Raw genomic sequence first — 17,079 nt, 5'->3', positions numbered from 1 at the left:
GGTCAGGGCTACGCCCCTCCCTACGATCAGCCCAGACAACCGATCCTACCGGCCATCATAGTTGCCGCTCAACCGGCCATCGTAGTTGTCGCCACGCAACTTGATCGGGTCATGAGTATTGTCGCTCCTGGCGTCAGCTCTGCGCGCACCAGCTCATAGAATTTCCGCGGCAGGCGCAGGCGGTTTATCGTCGCTTCGTCAAGCTCGTGCCCGACCTCTTCTTCATGGCCGGGCAAACCTACATAAAGCCAATGCGGGCGGCCGTCCTGCCCTCTTATCATCGTGATGACATGAGAACCGGGGTCATCGTCGTTCACTTCTGCGGCGCTGCGGCCAATCTCCACGCCGTTGCGTAGCACGACCACTCGCTGGTCGGCTTTCGAGACGATGATCGTGAGCGGGCCTGTCGGGGAAAGCCCCGGGGTCCAGCTGAAGTCTCCTTGGAGGGACGGCGCCGGCAAGGGTTGTCCCTTGGCATCGATCGGAACGATCAGGCTGGCGTCGCTCGTGCGGATATGGTCGACCGCTGAGCCGGAAATGACGACCGTGGCACCCAGCGATGTGATCGCAAACAGCTCGCGCGAAAAGTCATAGGGAAGGTGAACGCAGCCATGGCTTTCGAGATAGCCTGGCAGCCCCCCCCCCGGCATGCAGCGCTACCCCGTCCCATGTCAGTCGCTGCTGGAAGGGCATCGGCGCATCGTTGTACTTGCTCGATCGATGCTTCGCATCCTTCTGCAGGATCGTGAAAACGCCGGTAGGCGTTTCCTGACCCGGCTTACCCGAAGAGATCGTCGAGACGGCGATCCTGACGCCGTTGCGGTAGACGGTCGCGATCTGCCGGGACAGGTCGACATAGACCAGCAATGGACCGGACGGTGAAATCGCCGGGGACCACACCCATTGGCCCTGCTGCAGGTGATCCGCCATCCGCGCGAATTCTGCTGGCGAACTGGCGGTTGCACCTTACGCTGCTGCCGGTGAAGCGCTGAAAAGGCTGCCTGACCACAAGGCTAGCGTGACCAAAGCTGCATATAGTTTAGGCACGTGCGCCACATCTCCGGACCCAGGAAGGAACAAGTCTTTTTAATGTTGTCGATCAGGTTCGCATAATTCGCAACCTTCATTCCGGCCCGCTTGGAATCACCCCTATGCTAAGGCTGAGTGGCCTGTCATTGAGACGCAAGCCGACGTTCATGAAGTAAAACGGCGGTGATCGCGACGGGGGCAAGAATGTACGTGCCGAACTGAAATAGCGGCGACAGCAGTGGCATCTGTCCGGACGCTTGGGTGCTGAACGAGGTAAAGTCCCATGCGCCATGCATGACCATGGGCAACCAGATACTGCCGCTGATCCGGCGCAGCACGTAGAAGGCGCCGCCCATCAGCGAAGCGAACACGCACTGGATGAGACCAGCCACGAGCGGTATCCCGAACAGCGCGTTGGGGATGTGCATCGCGCCGAACAGAAGCGACGCCCAGAAACAGACCCAGATCTCGTTCGCGCTTGTACCCCGCACGCCCGTCAAAAGAACGCCGCGCGCGAGGAGTTCCTCGTTGAACCCCACCAGGACACCGGCAACAGCGAGCATCGTCAGGTGCGATGGCGAGAATGTCGACCAGCTCGCTGCGGCGCCGTTCACCACGACTATGCCGACCATACCGGTGAGCATCAGCGGCAGAGCCCATTTCGGCCCGCCTCGACGCTCCTCTTTCAGGGCTGGTCCCCACCAGCCAAGCCCTGTAACCGCGGCCGCCATGAATATGGCGCCGAGGCTGAGCGGCAGGACCAAGCTTTTGAAGGCGACGGGCTCGGACACCATGTCGGTATATCGAGAGCCGACCGCCCTCCAAGTGGCGAAGATAACGGCATTGTAGATCAGGTAGACGCACACGGCGGGTCGCCAGTCTGGCTTCACGCGCACGCGCTTATTTGGTCCAGATCAGATGGGTCGCCTTCGCGCTGGCGCGTTCCTGGTTAGCAGTCTGGCAAAAGGCTTGGTGATCGTTCGCAGAGATGGCGATCTGGGCGCCGAAGGCCATGCCCAGCGCAAGTGTCGCCTTACGTTCAACCTCGGCGCGCTGGTTAGCATCCAGACTGCGCGGCTTTCCGGCCGAGTCATCATAGATGAGGTCGAACTCCGTGGAAAATGCCTTCGGATCGATCTCGAAGCCGGAACAGGTGGATGCGACGGCTTGCTGGTGCCCAAGCGCTTGGAGCATGGCGATGTGGCCTTCGTCGAAGGCGCCGTCGAGCACGGAGCGGATCGCGTCGGTCGCAGCCAAATCCATCTTGATTGTGTCGGGCACCGCCGCTGAAGCCTTGGTCTGTGCCGACACAGCAGGGGAAGCCGCGAGCGCGGCGAGAATCCAGAGATGACGGAGAACCATGATCAATACCCCCTGCGATAAGGATCATAGCCGAACTGACTATCTGTCCATTCGTAGGAAAACTGACCGCGGACGAAGCAGCGGCGCTCACCCCGGTAGCAATTGACGTCACGCGCCGGCGAGAACGCATCTCTGCCATAGCTGTCGCCATAGCCATATCGGTAGCCGTCGCGCCGATCCTCGGCCTCTCGCTTCTTTTTGGCGGAAACGGCAGCGGCAATGCCGATCAGTCCGATGGCAAGTGCGGCGCCTGCCACAGCACTTCCATCATTATTGCGGTCATGGTGATGATGGTTGTCATGCCAGTCATCATGCCGCCTTGCATAGGCGGGCGCAGGTAGAAGAAGCGCGGCGACCATGGCCGCACCAATGATCCTGGATCGTAGCATGGAACCGCGTCTCCCACAGTTATGATGAGAATAAGCCACAAATTCATATTATGAGAAAGGAAATTCCCTGGTCGAACCGGAGGTACGCTGCCAGAAAACGGGAAGACCCTCGCTTTCAAAAGACCATAGTCGTCAGACACATTCTGGGATGGCATTAACGACAGCTATCGTCCGAATCAGCCGTTCAAAGCTCAATAATTGAACGACGGGTTCGTCCCACAACGCGGCGTTTGGCGATCGGCAAAACCGACCCATCTTTGCCGTTCAACAGCGAATTCTTGGTTCGCAGGTCCAGCCCGTCTGCTTTCGTGACACATTACATGTGTCACAGTGTATCATTTTACTTGAAAGTGTCACAAAAGAAGGCCAGATTGGCGTTATGAGTGCCACCGATCCGTTTCACGCCGACCTACGCGAGTTCGTTAATAATCAGGCGAGCCGCGTCGAGGCAGCTCGGATTTTGGGGATAAAACGGCAAGACTTGTATAGATATCTAAATGGGGCCTCTGCGCCACGTGAGAAACGAAAGCAGCAGATCATTAAATTAATCGGAGCGCCGACAAGCCAGCTCGAAACCCGAACGATTTCTCAAGAGTTTTCTGGCTTGGATACGCAAAGTGTTACCCGTTTACGTGACATGATGTTACACTTGGTGTCGCTAATCGACCTTGACCTAGCGGGCAGGACTGTCAATGAACGAAAGTCGGCTGACTCGGAAACGGGAAGGCCTGCGAGGTAAACGATGAGTAGAGCTGACCTAGTAGTACAGCTGGCAGAAGCTGGCGCACAGAATGATCACGCGAAGCTGGAACGGATCGTGTCTGCTCTGGTTGCAGAGGCGCGTCGAAAACAGCACCATACGTTGGCCGATCGACTCGCTAAAGCGCTCGGTGCTGCTGCGTCAGAGGCGCGGCCAGCCCCTCGAGCGATCGGAGGTACGTTCCTGCCTGACAAGGTCCGAGATCTTCTAATTGAACGGCCGGCCCGGCGGAGCATCGATGATCTGACGCTTCCAGCTGAGGTAGATGCGCAAGTCCGTGACCTCATTGAGGAGCAGCAGCAAGCCGATACACTCCGTGCGAACTCGCTTGACCCGCGTCATCGCGTAATGCTGGCTGGCCCCCCCGGCAATGGCAAAACGACACTGGCAGAAGCAATAGCGTATGGACTGGGCGTCCCGTTTTTCACGGTTCGGTATGATGCTGTTGTCGATAGCTACCTTGGTGAAACGGCCGCTCGCTTGAAGCGGGTGTTTGATTTCGCGCGTTCTACGCCGTGCGTTCTTTTTCTCGACGAGTTTGATGCTGTCGGCAAGGAGAGGGGCGACATACACGAGACTGGTGAAATAAAGCGCGTCGTCTCGTCTTTGCTGCTTCAGATGGATGACCTTCCTTCATATACAGTGATCGTGTGCGCTTCCAATCATCCGGAGCTTCTCGATAAAGCGGTTTGGCGGCGTTTTCAGCTGCGATTGGAACTTCCCATGCCGACGCGGTCGGATTTTCGTCGTTGGCTTTCACAGATCGGCGCTGATCGAAAAGCGCTGGGAATGGATCCGACAGCCCTGGCTCGTGAGCTTGAAGGGGGCAGTTTTGCAGAAGCCGAGGAATTTTTGCTGGACGTGAAGCGCAAGATCGTGCTCGTCAAGGGAACGCCTAAGGTCATTATTATGAATCAGTTAAAGGCCTGGAAGCGGCGTTTCGGCGTGAATACTGGAGTGGCTACTGAGGATGGCGAGGGAAATTCTTCCGTTAAATCGGAATAAGAAGGAGAAGCTCGATTTCATTAAAGGTCAGCCTGATCGGCGAAGGCGAAGGAGCATCTCGAGCCAAGATCAGTCAGGACGCATAGGCGCAGCCCTCGACAAAAGCTTCGAGAATATTCTGGACCGCGACGACATAAAGGTCGCGGATAACCCTTCTTCGCTTGCACCAGAACGGGCTCTAGTGATCGAGATCATTGGATCTCCCGACCGTTTTGTAAACGCAGCTCAGAAGATCGGATTAGAATGGCTCGCCGAAGAGGTCGCAATCCTGCGCGGTGTCCGGTCTTATTTTAATCCTGACGACCACCAAGATGAGGACGAAGAGGACGGGTCGGAAGATTTCCAAGCCGAGCTCTCGGAGGATGACTTCGATTTCCTCTTGGATGCTGATGAGGCTGCGCCTGATGAGATGTCAGGAGCACTGTACCTTGGGATGCCGACCAAGGCTACTTTTGAACTCCTCCGCAATTTATGGAATCTGTATAAGGATGGAAAGCCTGCGCCGGAAAAGCACACCGATTGGTGGAAGCTCTTTGGTTTGCTCCACCAATTGCGGCCTTGGGGGCCAGAAGACCGAATTGGCGAAGCAACCCGCAAGCGACTGAAAGACGAACAAGCACTGCAAAAAGAAGAAGATCTCCGAGTTGAGGTCGATCTTTGGTATCGTGGGGACGCCGCGACAAGGGATCGTGCGGTCGCTGAGTTTCGCGAAACAGTGGATGCTGTGGGCGGCAAGATCTTGGACGAATTGCGGATCGATGAAATCCGCTATCATGCTGCGCTTGTCCATCTACCTGGGCCGGCGGTCAAGTCGATCCTTGAGCGGTCAGGGCCATTGGCGCTGGATGACGATATTATGTCGATCAGGCCCCAGAATGGCTTTCGCTTCTCTATCGACGAACTCATTACCAGTGAAACGGGTGATGAAGAGGATGCGGAAGATGAGCCGACGCGCGCATCCATAGGAGCCTTGATCGACGGGTGGCCTGTCGAAAATCACATTAAGTTGCGCAACCGACTGGACGTAATCGAACTAGATGTCGCTGACACATTGGCGCCAGTGAACAAGCGTTTCCATGGATCAGCGATGGCGTCCCTTATCCTTCGCGGCGATCTCCATGAAGAGAACCAACCTCTGGACCGCCGCCTCAAGGTGGTCCCGGTCCTCATGCCCGACGGCGCGTATGAGACGCCTCCCAAGGACAAGCTGGCACTGGGCATCATCTATCGTGCTGTGAAGGAATTGAAGGAAGGCACCGGCGGCTTGGATCCAAGCGGTCGCGACGTGATCATTATCAATCACTCAATCTGCGATGAAGTTTTTGGGTTTGCTGGGAATGTTAGCCCTTGGGCTCGCCTGCTGGACTATTTATCATGGACGTACCGCGTCTTGTTCGTAGTCAGTGCGGGGAATATCCGAGATACTTTCGAGGTGCCTGGGTACCCAACTGGCGCTGATATGAGGAAAGCGACGCCGGAGCATCGACGTGCTGAAATGTTGCGTGGAATCGATGCCTCCAAAGCCCAACGCACGATCTTCGCGCCAGCGGAGTCCGTGAATGCTCTCACGGTGGCGGCAGCACATGCTGACGGTTCGACGTTGACGCTCCCCGCTAATCTCACCGATCCATATGGCGAGCTGCCGATGCCAATCCTTGGCTCAGGCTTGGGTCATGGCTTTAACCGATCGGTTAAACCTGATGTTATGTTGCCGGGCGGACGGCAGGTGGCTCACCCAACAGAGGGCTCCATTTTACGCGTGCATGGGCGCGAACATTCGGACCGATTTGGTCAAGCCGTGGCAATGCCTGATCCGCACCAAGGGAGATTGGATTTCACCCGAATGTCGGCCGGCACGAGCAACGCTGCGGCGTTGGCCACTCGGATGGGCCTTTTGATCGGCGACGTCCTTGACGATTCACCGATAAACGGCACCGTACCATGGTATAAGCGGGAAACAGCGCCGTGCGTATTAAAGGCACTGATTGCGCACGGGGCAGGCTGGGGTGATCTTGGCCAAGGAATGACCGACATTCATATTCCGGCGGGACATCTCGTTCGGCGTAAAGAGGCTGTATCGCGCGCAATGGGATATGGGCCAGTTGATCAAGAGCGCGTCATAGGCGGTGAAGGACATCGGGTGACGCTGCTCGGTGAGGACACCATTCGCAACGGCGAGCGGCAGCAATGGAAAATTCCGCTTCCAGATGAGTTGAGCTCGATCACGGAGTTTAGGAGGATCGTGGTGACCTTGGCTTGGTTGACACCCGTGTCACCAAACAGCTCACAGTATCGGACCTTCGGCCTAGCGATATTGGGATCTCTCGGAAATTCTGGTCTGTGGGAGGGGGTCAAGCGTGTGGGACATCAGCCCGCGGTGGGTTTTGCTAAACGGGGAACACTAATCCATGCGGTCTATGAGGGGAACAAGAAGGCTATTCCCTTCAGCCAGGATTCTAATTTCGAAATTAATGTTCAGGCTGCGACCAAAATGCCGGGTATGACTGGCATCAAAGTACCCTACGCCCTTGCCGTTACGATTGAGGTCGCCGACACCATTAATGCAAATATCGCAGCATCCGTCAGGCGGCGGGTCGTACTACAGGCGAAGGTGAAAAGATGATCGAGTTTGATGAGCAACATAGCCTTGGTTACCGCAGTGATGCAGAGATAGCTGACTATCTTGAATATTTGGGCGATACCGAAGAAGCGAGAACCTTCCGAGAGGCAGCCGTGCGCGGCCAAGGAATGGGCGATTGGCTTGCACCTCCCTGGAAGCAAACCAGTCATGTCTTTGGCTTTATCGATGAAGGGAGCGCCAATGACGATTTAATTGCGATCAAGCCAGCGTTCCATGTGGATGCAGACCATTCGCTCATCGGGCAACAAATTAAGGTCACTCTCGATGCATTTCAGGTCCACAGCTATCCTGGACTGGGGACGCACAAGATTCTATTTGACTTTCAAGGCCGGGATCAAGCTGGATCGGAAGCTCAAGATCTCCAATTCGCAACCGTGTTGTATGCGACCGATAAAGCACGCGCTGGCATGAGTGGAGTTCCAATTTTTACGGGGCTTACAGTTCCACAGGACGGTCTGTCGTTCAAAGTTCGCACCGGGTTAATTGGAAACTCTGGTGACCAGATCATTCTAGACACGCTTCAAAGCTCGGTGTTTAAAGATGGACTTAAGCTCATGGGGACGATCCAGCCGGCCTTGCCGCAACTAGTTGCATTAGCTGGAGGCATCACACAAAACCTACTGAAGCGAGATTGGAACAAGCAGGTTCAGTCTTTCAATTTGGGCCTGGATTTCAGCAACAGTAGGACATCCGCACGATTGCGCCGCGGCTCATATGTCGTGGTCCAGGTTCCTGGTGAAAGCATGTGGCGCTGGAATGATTGGGCTTTCGATCCACACACAATGAGTGTCGTGAATGTCAATCGGGAAATTACTCCTCATAACACTATCGTCTTTGCTATATCAGCGAGTAGCGGAGTTGAAGCGCGATCAGGAATACGCAACGAAGGGCGAATGGCTCTCGACGCGATCGAAACTAATGAAAGCGGCGCCTGACGACGTCAGCCCGACGCCTTGAATGCTTGGCGGGTTCTCTCACGCGGGCTCTCCTCGCCAGCCTTTCCGCCGGCCTCCTTCAACGCGGCCTTGATGAGGTTGGCAGCGCTGGGACAGAATTTTTCGGGCATTCCATCATCGGTGTAAAAACCTTCTCCTTTTGACCAAGCTCCAGAATAGAGGGGCATTCCAGATTCGTCTGGGCCGATAAACTCTTCACCGCTGAGCTGATACCTTTTAACTCCGGGACGGCCTAACAGATCGACAAATGTAAGGCGCGCGACTGGCTTACGGTCGAATACATAAAGACCATGAGCTTCTAAATGCATGAGGAGCTGTGGCAGATACTTCGTCGACGGCTCCCACAGCTTGGCGACGTTATCGGCATCCTCCAAATAGAGACCTCTAACTTCAATCGTACAAGCCATGTCGCCAAGTGGGTCAGCCAGCGCAATCGTCACTGGGACATCGATAAGTTGGAGCTCGCGAGCTCCCTCCAGCGGCGTTATAGCAACCGATGTTGGTAACAAGAGTTGACGATCGGTTAGGCCGGTCTTGAACGGGGTGAGATCCTTGGATGCTTCGATCTTGAACTTCGCTTCGGATTTCGCGAATTCGAGCTGCGCCAGCGCATCCGCAATTTCAGTCTGACGTTCCGAGGTTCGCCATTGGGCAACACCGACGAAGAAGGTTGATACCGCCACCACTGTGGTGAGGAAGGCGTTGAGGCCGGTAGCCCAAGACTGCTTACTTCGCTCGTGGGATGGATTCCCGGTGAGCACGATCCTTCGATCTACAGGTCTTGGACGTCTCGATGGGACCCGGCTTCGATATTTTGGTGGCAAGGCCGTTCTCTAGCTTCAGTTTAGGCCATGCGATGCTTGTTGGAGCAATTGCTATGGCCGCACCGCCGTTCGTGCCACGTCGGGCTGACGGAGCAAAGCGATTCTCGCCCCTATTTGAAACTGCTAATTTTTCGTGACCCCCATCGGATCTGCGAAGGCGACTCACACATTAGACGGACGGCAGCGAACCTCGATTTCAGCTCCGAACCCGACAGTCGCGAAAGTCCCAAGGCGAGCCGTCAAGCCTACGTAGCGCAGCCCCGGAGCGAACGGCGACTTACGCAGCGCGGCCGCCCCAAAGGCGGTAGCCCGGCAAGTTCCAAGTCCTGATATGAGCGTGCTTTCCAGCTTAAATTATTAGGTTCAAAGTTTGGAACTTTTGACCTGTGGCAATAATTATGGAAAGCCTTTTTCAAGGCAATTATCTGCTCTTCGCGGCGATATTGGGGCGGACAGGGCAAATAGTATCCTTCCCATTATCATACGCCTTTCGGATGCAACTAGAAAACTCGGCGCGATCCTTTTCCGGCAGGCGCAGAAATAGGGCTACGCCTTCCCATCGCTTCGGATCATAAACCTGCATCAACCTCTCGCCGGCTGTCCAACCATCATGGTCCATGGCCGCTAAAGCAGTTTTTTCCCGCCACAACCAGCTGTTCGGGACGACGTCCAGCGCCACGCGAGGCACGACGAACATCAGCACCGCGCCAACCACGATCCCTATTCCTATGCAAACCGTGAGCCACCGATCCTGTCTCGCAGCTTCCCGCGCAGAATAGACTACTTCCCGGATGGAGTTGGCCTCGACGTTGAGTTGCTGGCGCGCCTGCCCCCAGGCCACCTGTTCGGCCTTCCGCACCTTCTGCGCTGCCTCGTCGATCTGGCCTGCGATCCTTTCCGGCGTCAAAGCCATTGCCGGGCGGCGGCTGAGGATGTTGATCCCTTCTCCCAGCCGTTCGATGCGTGCGTCGATCTGAGCCAGATCCTTGCTGTAGTCGCGCTCCTGCAGGTCGTCGAAGCGCATGGCAAAGCCGTCGATCGCCGCTGACATTCCGGCAAGGCGGCGGTTCATTGCCTCGAACGCCTCGGTTGCATCAAGCTCGGCTGGTGGGTCGGTTTCGGTCATGCGCGAGGCCTAACGCTCCAAGCCACGAGAGCGCGAGCGGCCGATCCATTCCTGGATGTCACGAGACAAGCTGCTCCCCTCCCGGGGCTTGAAGCCCAGCTCATGAGACCTCATGCGAAGCCGGGATTCCAGTTCGGGGTCGCGATGGAAGCTCTTTGACAGGTAATCGATTCGCTCTGCCGCCCGGTCGGTGCCAAGATGATCGCCCATTTTCTGCAGCCGCAAGAATTGGCGGGTGCGGGTCTGCCATTCCTCTACGAAGCGATCGGCGCGTTGATCGGCGGCGACCCGGATCTCGCTTTCCATCTGCATCGCCTGGATGGCGCGAGCGCTTTTCCCTTTGGCCGCATCATCCATCAACGACGGGTCCCGGCGCATCGCCGCATAGGCATCCTTCGCGCCATTCGGGCGCTGGGCATCGAGGTCGCGGCTGGCCCGTTCGACGGCATGCCTCTGGCTGACGATCGGAGTGAGCCCCTGACCATGCATGCGCTCGATGTCGCGCACAGCGCGGGCGTAGCGCGCGACGGCCACATCGAGAGGGCTGGCCTGCCGAGGCGTTGGCTCCGGCTGCACCTTGAATCGTAGCCCTGCGAAAGGATTGCGCCGAGCTTGTGGTTCGCGCTCTGGCGTCGGTGTGATTTCACGCTTCGCCACAGGTGCAGGCTCACGTGCGTAATCCGACACCATGTCCTTGCCGCGTTCCCGGCTGAGCGCGCGGACGAGCCGATCCCGACCGGCAAAGTCATCCTGTCCGTAATGGAGATCGACACTATCGCGGTGCCGCGAGAGCGCCACATACGAGGCGTGCCAATCGAGCGCCGGCGTGGCCAGCACATGGACCTTGTCCACCGTCATGCCCTGCGCCTTGTGGATCGTCGCGGCGTAGCCGTGATCGACATGAGCATAGTCCTTGAGATCGAAGGAAACCGATCGCCCGTCATCCGTCCGCACGCGCATGCCGATGGTGCTGACGTGCTCGACGGTGCCGAGCGTGCCGTTCTTCACCGCCAGGCTGCGTTCGTTCTTCAGGAACATAACACGGTCGCCGGACGCAAAGCTGCGCTCGCCGCGCTCGACGACGAGCCCCACGTCCTGGCCCAGCAGCTGCGCTGTCCGCAGGCGGGTCCGGGCCGCATCGTTGAGTTCTTTCACCTCGTCATTGGTATGGGTCAGGATGATACGGCTGACATCGGGCCGGGCTTGTCGTTCCCTGTCCCAGCGATCGATGAGGGCTGTGCGCGCCTGCTCGCGCGTCTCGGCGGCATGAACGTGCCCGGCCTGCTCGTAGGCCGAGAGCGCCTCGCCGGTGCGCCCGGTGGCAAGCTGGCGCGTCGCATCACGCTGCCAGTCCACCGACTGCCGCCGGATCGTGGTAATCTCGACCGCGCCATGCCGTTCGGCGATCGAGCGGAACGATGCGCCTGCCTCGATTGCCTGCAGCTGCTCGGGATCGCCGACCAGCACCACCTTGGCCCCGCGCTTTTCCGCCTCGCGCATCACGCGCTCCATCTGCCGCGTGCCGATCATGCCCGCCTCGTCGATGACGAGAACGGATTTGTCTGTCAGCAGTTCGCGGCCCTGGCTCCATTGATGCTCAAGACTGGCGATCGTGCGCGAGGCAATCCCGGAGCCGGTCTCGAGGTTCTCGGCGGCGATGCCGGACAAGGCCGCGCCGCGCACGTCGTAGCCGGCGGCTTCCCAGGCATCTCGCGCCACACCCAGCATCGCGCTCTTTCCGGTTCCGGCATAGCCGATGACATTGCTGACCCCGCGTGCACCGGTCACATGCTCGAGCGCGCCGCGCTGCTCGGGTGAGAGAACCATCCTGCGCGCTTCAGCCCGGCTCACCGCAAGATCGCGATGCCGGTCGGAGAGGCCATGATGGCGCCTCGCATCCAGCGTAGCGGTTTGGCGCTCCAGACGCTGCTCGGCCTCCAGCATCGCCCGCGAGGTGAAGCGGTCTTCGCCACGCCCGTCCTTCCCCAGCTTCACCATCTCGGGCGAGGACTTCACCGCTGCCATCACCTGGTCGAATTGGTCCTTGCCGTCGCTGTGGCGGTGGACGAACATCGCGAGGTCACGGTTGGTGAAGGTCGACTGCTGGTGGGTGATCGCCTCAAGCGCCATCTCGGGATGGGCGAGCAGCTTCTCGCCATTGGCGCGGGCGATAGCGTGGTGCTCGTCGAGCCGCTGGCTTTCGAGCCCTTGCCCGACCATGCGTGCGGCAGCCGGGCCGATCTTGTGCTGGGGCTCCAGCTCGATGCCTTGTGCTTCAAGCGAGCGATGATCGACACGCGCGTCGATATCGAGCCGTGTCAGCCTTTCGTTGACATGTTCCGCCCACGCTTCGCGCCAATGGGTGAGGAGTTCGGTCCGGTTCCAGTCGCGGACTTTGGCGCCAAAGCCTTCCTCGCTCACTTCGCGAAGCCCAAGCATCACATGGGCATGGGGCTTGGGGCTGCCATCCTCACCGATATCCCAGTGCACATTGAGATCGGCGACCATGCCGCGCGCCACGAATTCGCGTTCGACGAAGTCGCGCGCCAGCGCGATCCCTTCGGCCTGGCTCATCTCGCGGGGGATGGCGAATTCGACTTCGCGGGCAAGCTGGGCATCCTTCCGCCTCTCGGCCGCCTCGACGTCATTCCACAGCCGCTCGCGGGTGTGCCACTCCTCGGGCGCACCATCGGGCAGCAGGATTTCGGAATGAACGACGCCCGCCTTGTTGGAAAAGTCATGGGCACGCTCCAGCCGCTGGTCGTGCAGCCGCGAGGCGGAACGATAGGCGGCCGCTGCCACGGCGGACGAGCCGTTGGCGCGCGAGATGACTTTGGCCGAGAAGTGGTAGATCGCCATGACGACCTGCCAATTACCCCTGAAAGTGCACGTCGGCACGACGTATAAGCGCGCCCTCGAACGATTTCATCTGCCTCGGGATCACAAAGGCTCAGAAGGCTTCGCCCTATTGAGAGGGCATCATCATGCCGATAACTGGTTCGTCCGACACCATCAACGGGAAGGACGGACGATGCGCAAACCACGCGACTACAATGCCGAGCTCAAGGCTCTCAATGACAAGGCCCGGCAACTCAAGACCCGCAAGACAAGCCAGCTCGGCGAACTGGTCGCCGCGACCGGTGCCGACGTGCTGACTGTCGAGGAATTGGCCGGCGCGCTGCTGGCGATCGCGGCGACGAGCGATCATGCCAAGCGGGAGGCGTGGCGCAGGCGGGGCGCTGCGTTCTTTTCAGGCGAGCGGGAAGCCGGGGCTGGCAGCACTCGCCAAGGCGCTGGCAGCGAGCCGGGCGGGTCTACGGCGGAACCGCGCGGCGATGAGCCGCCTCGCAGCCGGTCGGGCACGGCATGACACGCGGGAATGGCAAGTGAAGCGGCGCGAGCGAACACGGCACCTGATCGAACTGGGCGGGCTTGTCGTGAAGGCCGGTCTCGCTGAACTTGTCGATGATGATCGCGCCGTGCTGCTCGGACTGCTGGTCGAAGCAGCCAGCAAATTGCGGAGCGATGATCGCGAGCAGGCGCTGACCTTGTGGCGACGGCGCGGCATGCGCGCATTTGCCGACGATGCGGATGCGGTTCAGGGCTCGCCCCCGACCCGGCGGAGTACGGCGCCGGCGATGCCCAGCGGCACAACCACTGCATCGCCGGTAAAGAGCGCGCGGTGATCGAAAGGTTCGAGTTCGCTGGGCTCGTAGATATAGCTCCAGCTGTTCGTGCCGCCCGGCGTGACATCGACGGAAGCAAGCCGCCGATTGTCACCGCTGCGAAAAATCCAGCGCCTGCCGGGCGCCGTGCCTTCTTCTGCCGGCACGGTCAACACGCCGTCATCGAGCGCCGAGCGGGGATTGGCATCCTCGCCTTGGCCGACGTAGAGATCGGATGGCGATTGGCCATCCGCCGTACGAACCTCGATGCGCAGGGCGACGGATGGATCGCGGTTGGCCTCGACCAGGCTGAGACGTGGTTCGTGCAGTGGTCGGGCGAACAGGTGCCCCTCGCCGTTCTCGACACGCCATTCGCCCTTCAGGTTAAACTCACGCGACAGTCCGCCGCCTTCGGTCTCGAACATGGGCTCGTCAGCGACCATGCGCTGCTCGAAGCGGCGATCGGCGATGAGGCGCAAGGTGATCGTCACACCTTCCTCGCTGCACCGATAGGTGCCCGGCAAATCCGACGGGCCTGACGGTCGGGCATCAAGATCGACGTCGCTTCCACCACACAGAAGCGGAACGCTGTCCGGATTGGCGCGCGCGGCAGACGACGTCGCAGCGAGCAGGAGGAGACAGCTGAAAATCGCAACGCGCATGACCCCATTCCTGCCGGTACCGACAGGCTGCCGCAAGCCGCTTGCCGCCCAGGGTTGCCGTCGCCATAGGCGCGGCGATGAATGACACGACTTCCGCCATTATCCTGGGCGTCATCGAGCGCGCGCCGCAATGGATCCGGCACGACCTGGAATCCAAGGACGAGGCGATCCGCACACGCGCCGAGGAAACACTGGCCGCGATGATCGGCAATGCCCTTGAGACGGGAACCAGCGAGTCGCGCGAGGTTTAAGAAAGCTCACCCTCACCGGAGCTTTCCGCATGCGCCGCCGAGCGTTGTATTCCTTCGCTGCAACTGCTGCCCTGTTTGCCGGCGCGGTCGCACCTCTCGCCTTGGCTCAGCCGCTTGCACTGGCCGAGCGCATCACTTGCGCGGTCGGCAAACAGTTTCTCCTGCGCACCGGCGCCGCGGGTGCGCAGGTGCAGATCGGCACCCGGAAACTGACGCTTCCGCGCAAGCCTTCGGCAATCAGCGAACGCTATGCCGGCAACGAAGGCACCCTCATGCTCGATGGCGAGTTCGTCGCTTTCGTGCCGAAGGGCGATGCGGGCTGGAGGGACTGCCGCCGCTCGAAGATCGTCCAGGCATCCTCGCCAAAGGGCTGAGCGAACAGGTCTCAACCTGCCCACTTTTCACGCAAAACTTGGCGCGCGGATTCGCGTCTGTTATCGTGCGAGGGCGCTGCGCAAAAGGCGGCGCCGGGACTGGTAATCCCGCCAATGGCTCAACTCGGAAAACATGTTTTTCCGGGGTGCCGTCGCGCATGTCCAAACCTTCGGGTGAAAGGCGGCGGCGCATGTCATTGGCATGTTACCAGCTCCGGCGGCTCCCGCGCGTTAGCGTGCGGGAGTTCGGGGTCGGTCCGCGTGATGCCCTGAAACCTTCCGCTACCGCCCCGACGCGGACCGGAGGTACATATGAACACGATCGTTCCTACTACTTCAGGCACCCTTGGCGCCGCTTCGCCCGGCGCTGCCATCATCACCCTGCCGAGTGAGAATTCCGAGCTCGGTACGCTCTGGCGCCGCTACGATGCGCGGCCCGTCCGACTGCTGCGTACCCGCGAAGGGCGGGCGCTCAGCCTGGAGCGCTATCTGCGCGCTGGCGAGTTCATGGGGTCGCTGACGTCGGGCATGGCCGACGACACGGCCTATTTCTTCTACTCGGCGGGGATCGTCGCCCAGCTGGCGATGTCCTCGCACCTGCTCGACGTTGGCTTTCCCGACATGTGGTGTGCGAAGTACATCGGCCTTCATGTCGATCGCTCGCTGGCCTACGCTAATGCCACGGCTTTCGGCTATGAAAATGCCGCGACTGAACAGCTGATGGCCATACTGTCGCCTTACTGGAAATGGAACAGCCTCAGTCGGGCGCAGGGGATAAAGCCTGACGACGGGGGCTTCGGCAGCGACGAAGTCCGCGAGATCATCTCCGCTCTTGTCGACCATGTCGCGGAGGTGACAGGGCACACATGCCCGGCACGGCGCGCAGCGCGATCCTGATCGGGCGGTGACGCGGCGGGCCGAGTCGGGTCGCCTGGAGAGCCGGTTTTGGCTATCATGCCCATCCGGCGGCCTGATACGGCGGCTGGGCGGCGGTCTGACCTGCTGAACTCAAAATTTTTTTCGAGTGTCCATAGGGGGTCGTTAGAGTGCACCCGGGTACATTTGGGGGTCTATTCGCGGCCGATGCCGCATGTCATGGTTTCTCAGGCAGTTGCGCTTTTCCAGGGATGCCCCAATTCTACTCGTGGCCGGCCAATCCAAACCTCGAAAAAGGAAGGATGCGCCACATGAATACCGCCTCTCCCAATGCGTTCGTGCGTCTGCCTCAGGTGCTCAAGGAAACCGGGCTGTCGCGCGCGACGCTCTACCGCAAGGTCCAGGACGGGACCTTCCCCCGACAGGTCCGCATCGCGCAGCGATGCGTCGGCTGGCGTCGCGCCGCGATCGACCAGTGGCTGCAAAATCCCATGTTCTACTCGGTCGAGGACTACGCCTGAGTTCCCCTCGTCAGGTCCTCGCCCTTAGAAAATGATGCTGCCGCCGGGCTGACCGGGCGGCAGCGCCGTCTGTCACCATCCCTCACGTTCCTGCCGGTCCATCGACTGCACGAGCATGACGAGGGCGTATACGAAATGCCTGCGGGCCTGCCGCTTCGAAAGGCCAAGGCGAACGGCGATCTCATCGGTCGTCAGGTCCTCGAAGCGCGCCAGCCGGAACACCTCATGGTGCAGGGCAGGCAGCGATGCCACTGCCCGGTGCATCCGGCGCATCTTCTGATCCTCGATCTCCGGAAAGGCGTCACGCAGGCGCGCCTCTTTTCTCCGCTGCTGCCACATGGCGATGCGCTGGATCACTACCGGTCCTCCCCAAAAGCGAGGAGATAGTCGGCGCCCTTGCTGGCTGCGCTCGCCGCCCGGAATATGGCCTTCTCATCGGCCCGCATTGCTTCAAGCCACGCGCCGATGTAGTCCGAGTGGCGCACCGTCGGCTGAATGCCAAGCGTTGCGCAGGTGAAAGCCGCCGTCATCTCGGCGCAATATCCTGACAGTCCAGCCAAAAATGGCGGTTGGAAATAAAAACCATCGGTGCCTCCAGCACTGCCCAGAACCCCATGGCTCCCCCGATGCGGGGGCGG

The 17,079-nt window shown here is 59.7% G+C and carries 18 protein-coding genes and 1 pseudogene; 9 read left to right on the top strand and 10 right to left on the bottom strand.

What is annotated here, in order from left to right:
- Positions 1–68: 68 nt before the first annotated feature.
- From DI606_RS16715 to DI606_RS16700, 4 genes and pseudogenes are all read right to left on the bottom strand, one after another.
- A pseudogene (locus DI606_RS16715) lies at positions 69–1,011 on the bottom strand (L,D-transpeptidase family protein).
- A gap of 161 nt (positions 1,012–1,172) precedes the next feature.
- Positions 1,173–1,895 carry a CPBP family intramembrane glutamic endopeptidase gene (locus tag DI606_RS16710; RefSeq protein WP_293985044.1) on the bottom strand — a complete coding sequence of 241 codons (723 nt, stop codon included), beginning with the start codon at positions 1,893–1,895 and terminating at the stop codon, positions 1,173–1,175.
- A 34-nt stretch (positions 1,896–1,929) separates the two neighbouring features.
- Positions 1,930–2,397: a hypothetical protein gene (locus DI606_RS16705; protein WP_293985042.1), complete on the bottom strand. Its 468-nt coding sequence runs from the start codon at positions 2,395–2,397 to the stop codon at positions 1,930–1,932.
- Positions 2,394–2,750 (bottom strand): hypothetical protein, encoded by a 357-nt coding sequence (locus tag DI606_RS16700; protein ID WP_293985041.1) that lies wholly within the window; start codon positions 2,748–2,750, stop codon positions 2,394–2,396. The genes DI606_RS16705 and DI606_RS16700 overlap by 4 nt, the downstream gene beginning before the upstream one ends.
- 772 nt (positions 2,751–3,522) lie before the next feature.
- Here DI606_RS16700 and DI606_RS16695 point away from each other — a divergent pair.
- Genes DI606_RS16695 through DI606_RS16685 form a run of 3 tightly spaced genes read left to right on the top strand, consistent with a single transcriptional unit; the run spans position 3,523 to position 8,121 of the window.
- On the top strand, positions 3,523–4,545 hold the full coding sequence (locus DI606_RS16695; RefSeq protein ID WP_293985040.1) for an AAA family ATPase: 1,023 nt from the start codon (positions 3,523–3,525) through the stop codon (positions 4,543–4,545).
- Positions 4,511–7,168: a S8 family peptidase gene (locus tag DI606_RS16690; protein ID WP_293985039.1), complete on the top strand. Its 2,658-nt coding sequence runs from the start codon at positions 4,511–4,513 to the stop codon at positions 7,166–7,168. Before DI606_RS16695 ends, DI606_RS16690 begins: the two co-directional genes overlap by 35 nt.
- Positions 7,165–8,121: a hypothetical protein gene (locus DI606_RS16685; protein ID WP_293985037.1), complete on the top strand. Its 957-nt coding sequence runs from the start codon at positions 7,165–7,167 to the stop codon at positions 8,119–8,121. Before DI606_RS16690 ends, DI606_RS16685 begins: the two co-directional genes overlap by 4 nt.
- Positions 8,122–8,126: 5 nt before the next feature.
- Here DI606_RS16685 and DI606_RS16680 read toward each other — a convergent pair whose 3' ends face one another.
- The 3 genes from DI606_RS16680 to traA form a co-directional block, all read right to left on the bottom strand.
- Positions 8,127–8,903 carry a hypothetical protein gene (locus tag DI606_RS16680; protein ID WP_293985035.1) on the bottom strand — a complete coding sequence of 259 codons (777 nt, stop codon included), beginning with the start codon at positions 8,901–8,903 and terminating at the stop codon, positions 8,127–8,129.
- A gap of 484 nt (positions 8,904–9,387) precedes the next feature.
- A complete protein-coding gene (locus DI606_RS16675) occupies positions 9,388–10,092 on the bottom strand; it encodes a DUF6118 family protein (protein WP_293985033.1) in 705 nt (234 codons plus the stop codon).
- Between the two features lie 9 nt (positions 10,093–10,101).
- Positions 10,102–12,951, bottom strand: a complete 2,850-nt coding sequence (traA, locus tag DI606_RS16670) for a Ti-type conjugative transfer relaxase TraA (protein WP_293985032.1) — start codon at positions 12,949–12,951, stop codon at positions 10,102–10,104.
- Between the two features lie 172 nt (positions 12,952–13,123).
- Between traA and DI606_RS16665 the strand changes: the two genes are divergently transcribed.
- Positions 13,124–13,462 carry a conjugal transfer protein TraD gene (locus DI606_RS16665; protein ID WP_293985031.1) on the top strand — a complete coding sequence of 113 codons (339 nt, stop codon included), beginning with the start codon at positions 13,124–13,126 and terminating at the stop codon, positions 13,460–13,462.
- Positions 13,428–13,778 carry a conjugal transfer protein TraD gene (locus tag DI606_RS16660; protein WP_293985029.1) on the top strand — a complete coding sequence of 117 codons (351 nt, stop codon included), beginning with the start codon at positions 13,428–13,430 and terminating at the stop codon, positions 13,776–13,778. The genes DI606_RS16665 and DI606_RS16660 overlap by 35 nt, the downstream gene beginning before the upstream one ends.
- On the opposite strand, the gene DI606_RS16655 is transcribed toward DI606_RS16660, so the two are convergent.
- A complete protein-coding gene (locus DI606_RS16655; RefSeq protein ID WP_293985027.1) occupies positions 13,691–14,419 on the bottom strand; it encodes a hypothetical protein in 729 nt (242 codons plus the stop codon). The genes DI606_RS16660 and DI606_RS16655 overlap by 88 nt on opposite strands.
- A 77-nt stretch (positions 14,420–14,496) precedes the next feature.
- Here DI606_RS16655 and DI606_RS16650 point away from each other — a divergent pair, with 77 nt between their 5' ends.
- The 4 genes from DI606_RS16650 to DI606_RS16635 all read left to right on the top strand — a co-directional run bounded on the left by DI606_RS16650 (position 14,497) and on the right by DI606_RS16635 (position 16,441).
- Positions 14,497–14,670 (top strand): DUF6771 family protein, encoded by a 174-nt coding sequence (locus DI606_RS16650; RefSeq protein ID WP_293985025.1) that lies wholly within the window; start codon positions 14,497–14,499, stop codon positions 14,668–14,670.
- Positions 14,671–14,699: 29 nt separating this feature from the next.
- A complete protein-coding gene (locus DI606_RS16645) occupies positions 14,700–15,044 on the top strand; it encodes a hypothetical protein (RefSeq protein ID WP_293985023.1) in 345 nt (114 codons plus the stop codon).
- Between the two features lie 312 nt (positions 15,045–15,356).
- Entirely contained in the window at positions 15,357–15,941 is a 585-nt protein-coding gene (locus tag DI606_RS16640) for a hypothetical protein (protein ID WP_293985021.1), read from the top strand.
- A 290-nt stretch (positions 15,942–16,231) separates the two neighbouring features.
- Positions 16,232–16,441 (top strand): AlpA family transcriptional regulator, encoded by a 210-nt coding sequence (locus DI606_RS16635; protein ID WP_183618304.1) that lies wholly within the window; start codon positions 16,232–16,234, stop codon positions 16,439–16,441.
- Between the two features lie 72 nt (positions 16,442–16,513).
- Here the strand turns inward: DI606_RS16635 and DI606_RS16630 are convergent, their stop codons facing one another.
- On the bottom strand, positions 16,514–16,798 hold the full coding sequence (locus DI606_RS16630) for a sigma factor-like helix-turn-helix DNA-binding protein (protein ID WP_293985018.1): 285 nt from the start codon (positions 16,796–16,798) through the stop codon (positions 16,514–16,516).
- On the bottom strand, positions 16,798–17,079 hold a 282-nt coding region (locus DI606_RS16625), incomplete at its 5' end, for a zincin-like metallopeptidase domain-containing protein (RefSeq protein WP_293985016.1). The genes DI606_RS16630 and DI606_RS16625, both read right to left, overlap by 1 nt.

The sequence above is a fragment of the Sphingobium sp. genome (assembly GCF_003248505.1).
Classification (GTDB): domain Bacteria; phylum Pseudomonadota; class Alphaproteobacteria; order Sphingomonadales; family Sphingomonadaceae; genus Sphingobium.
This window is presented reverse-complemented; position numbering and strand designations above follow the sequence as displayed.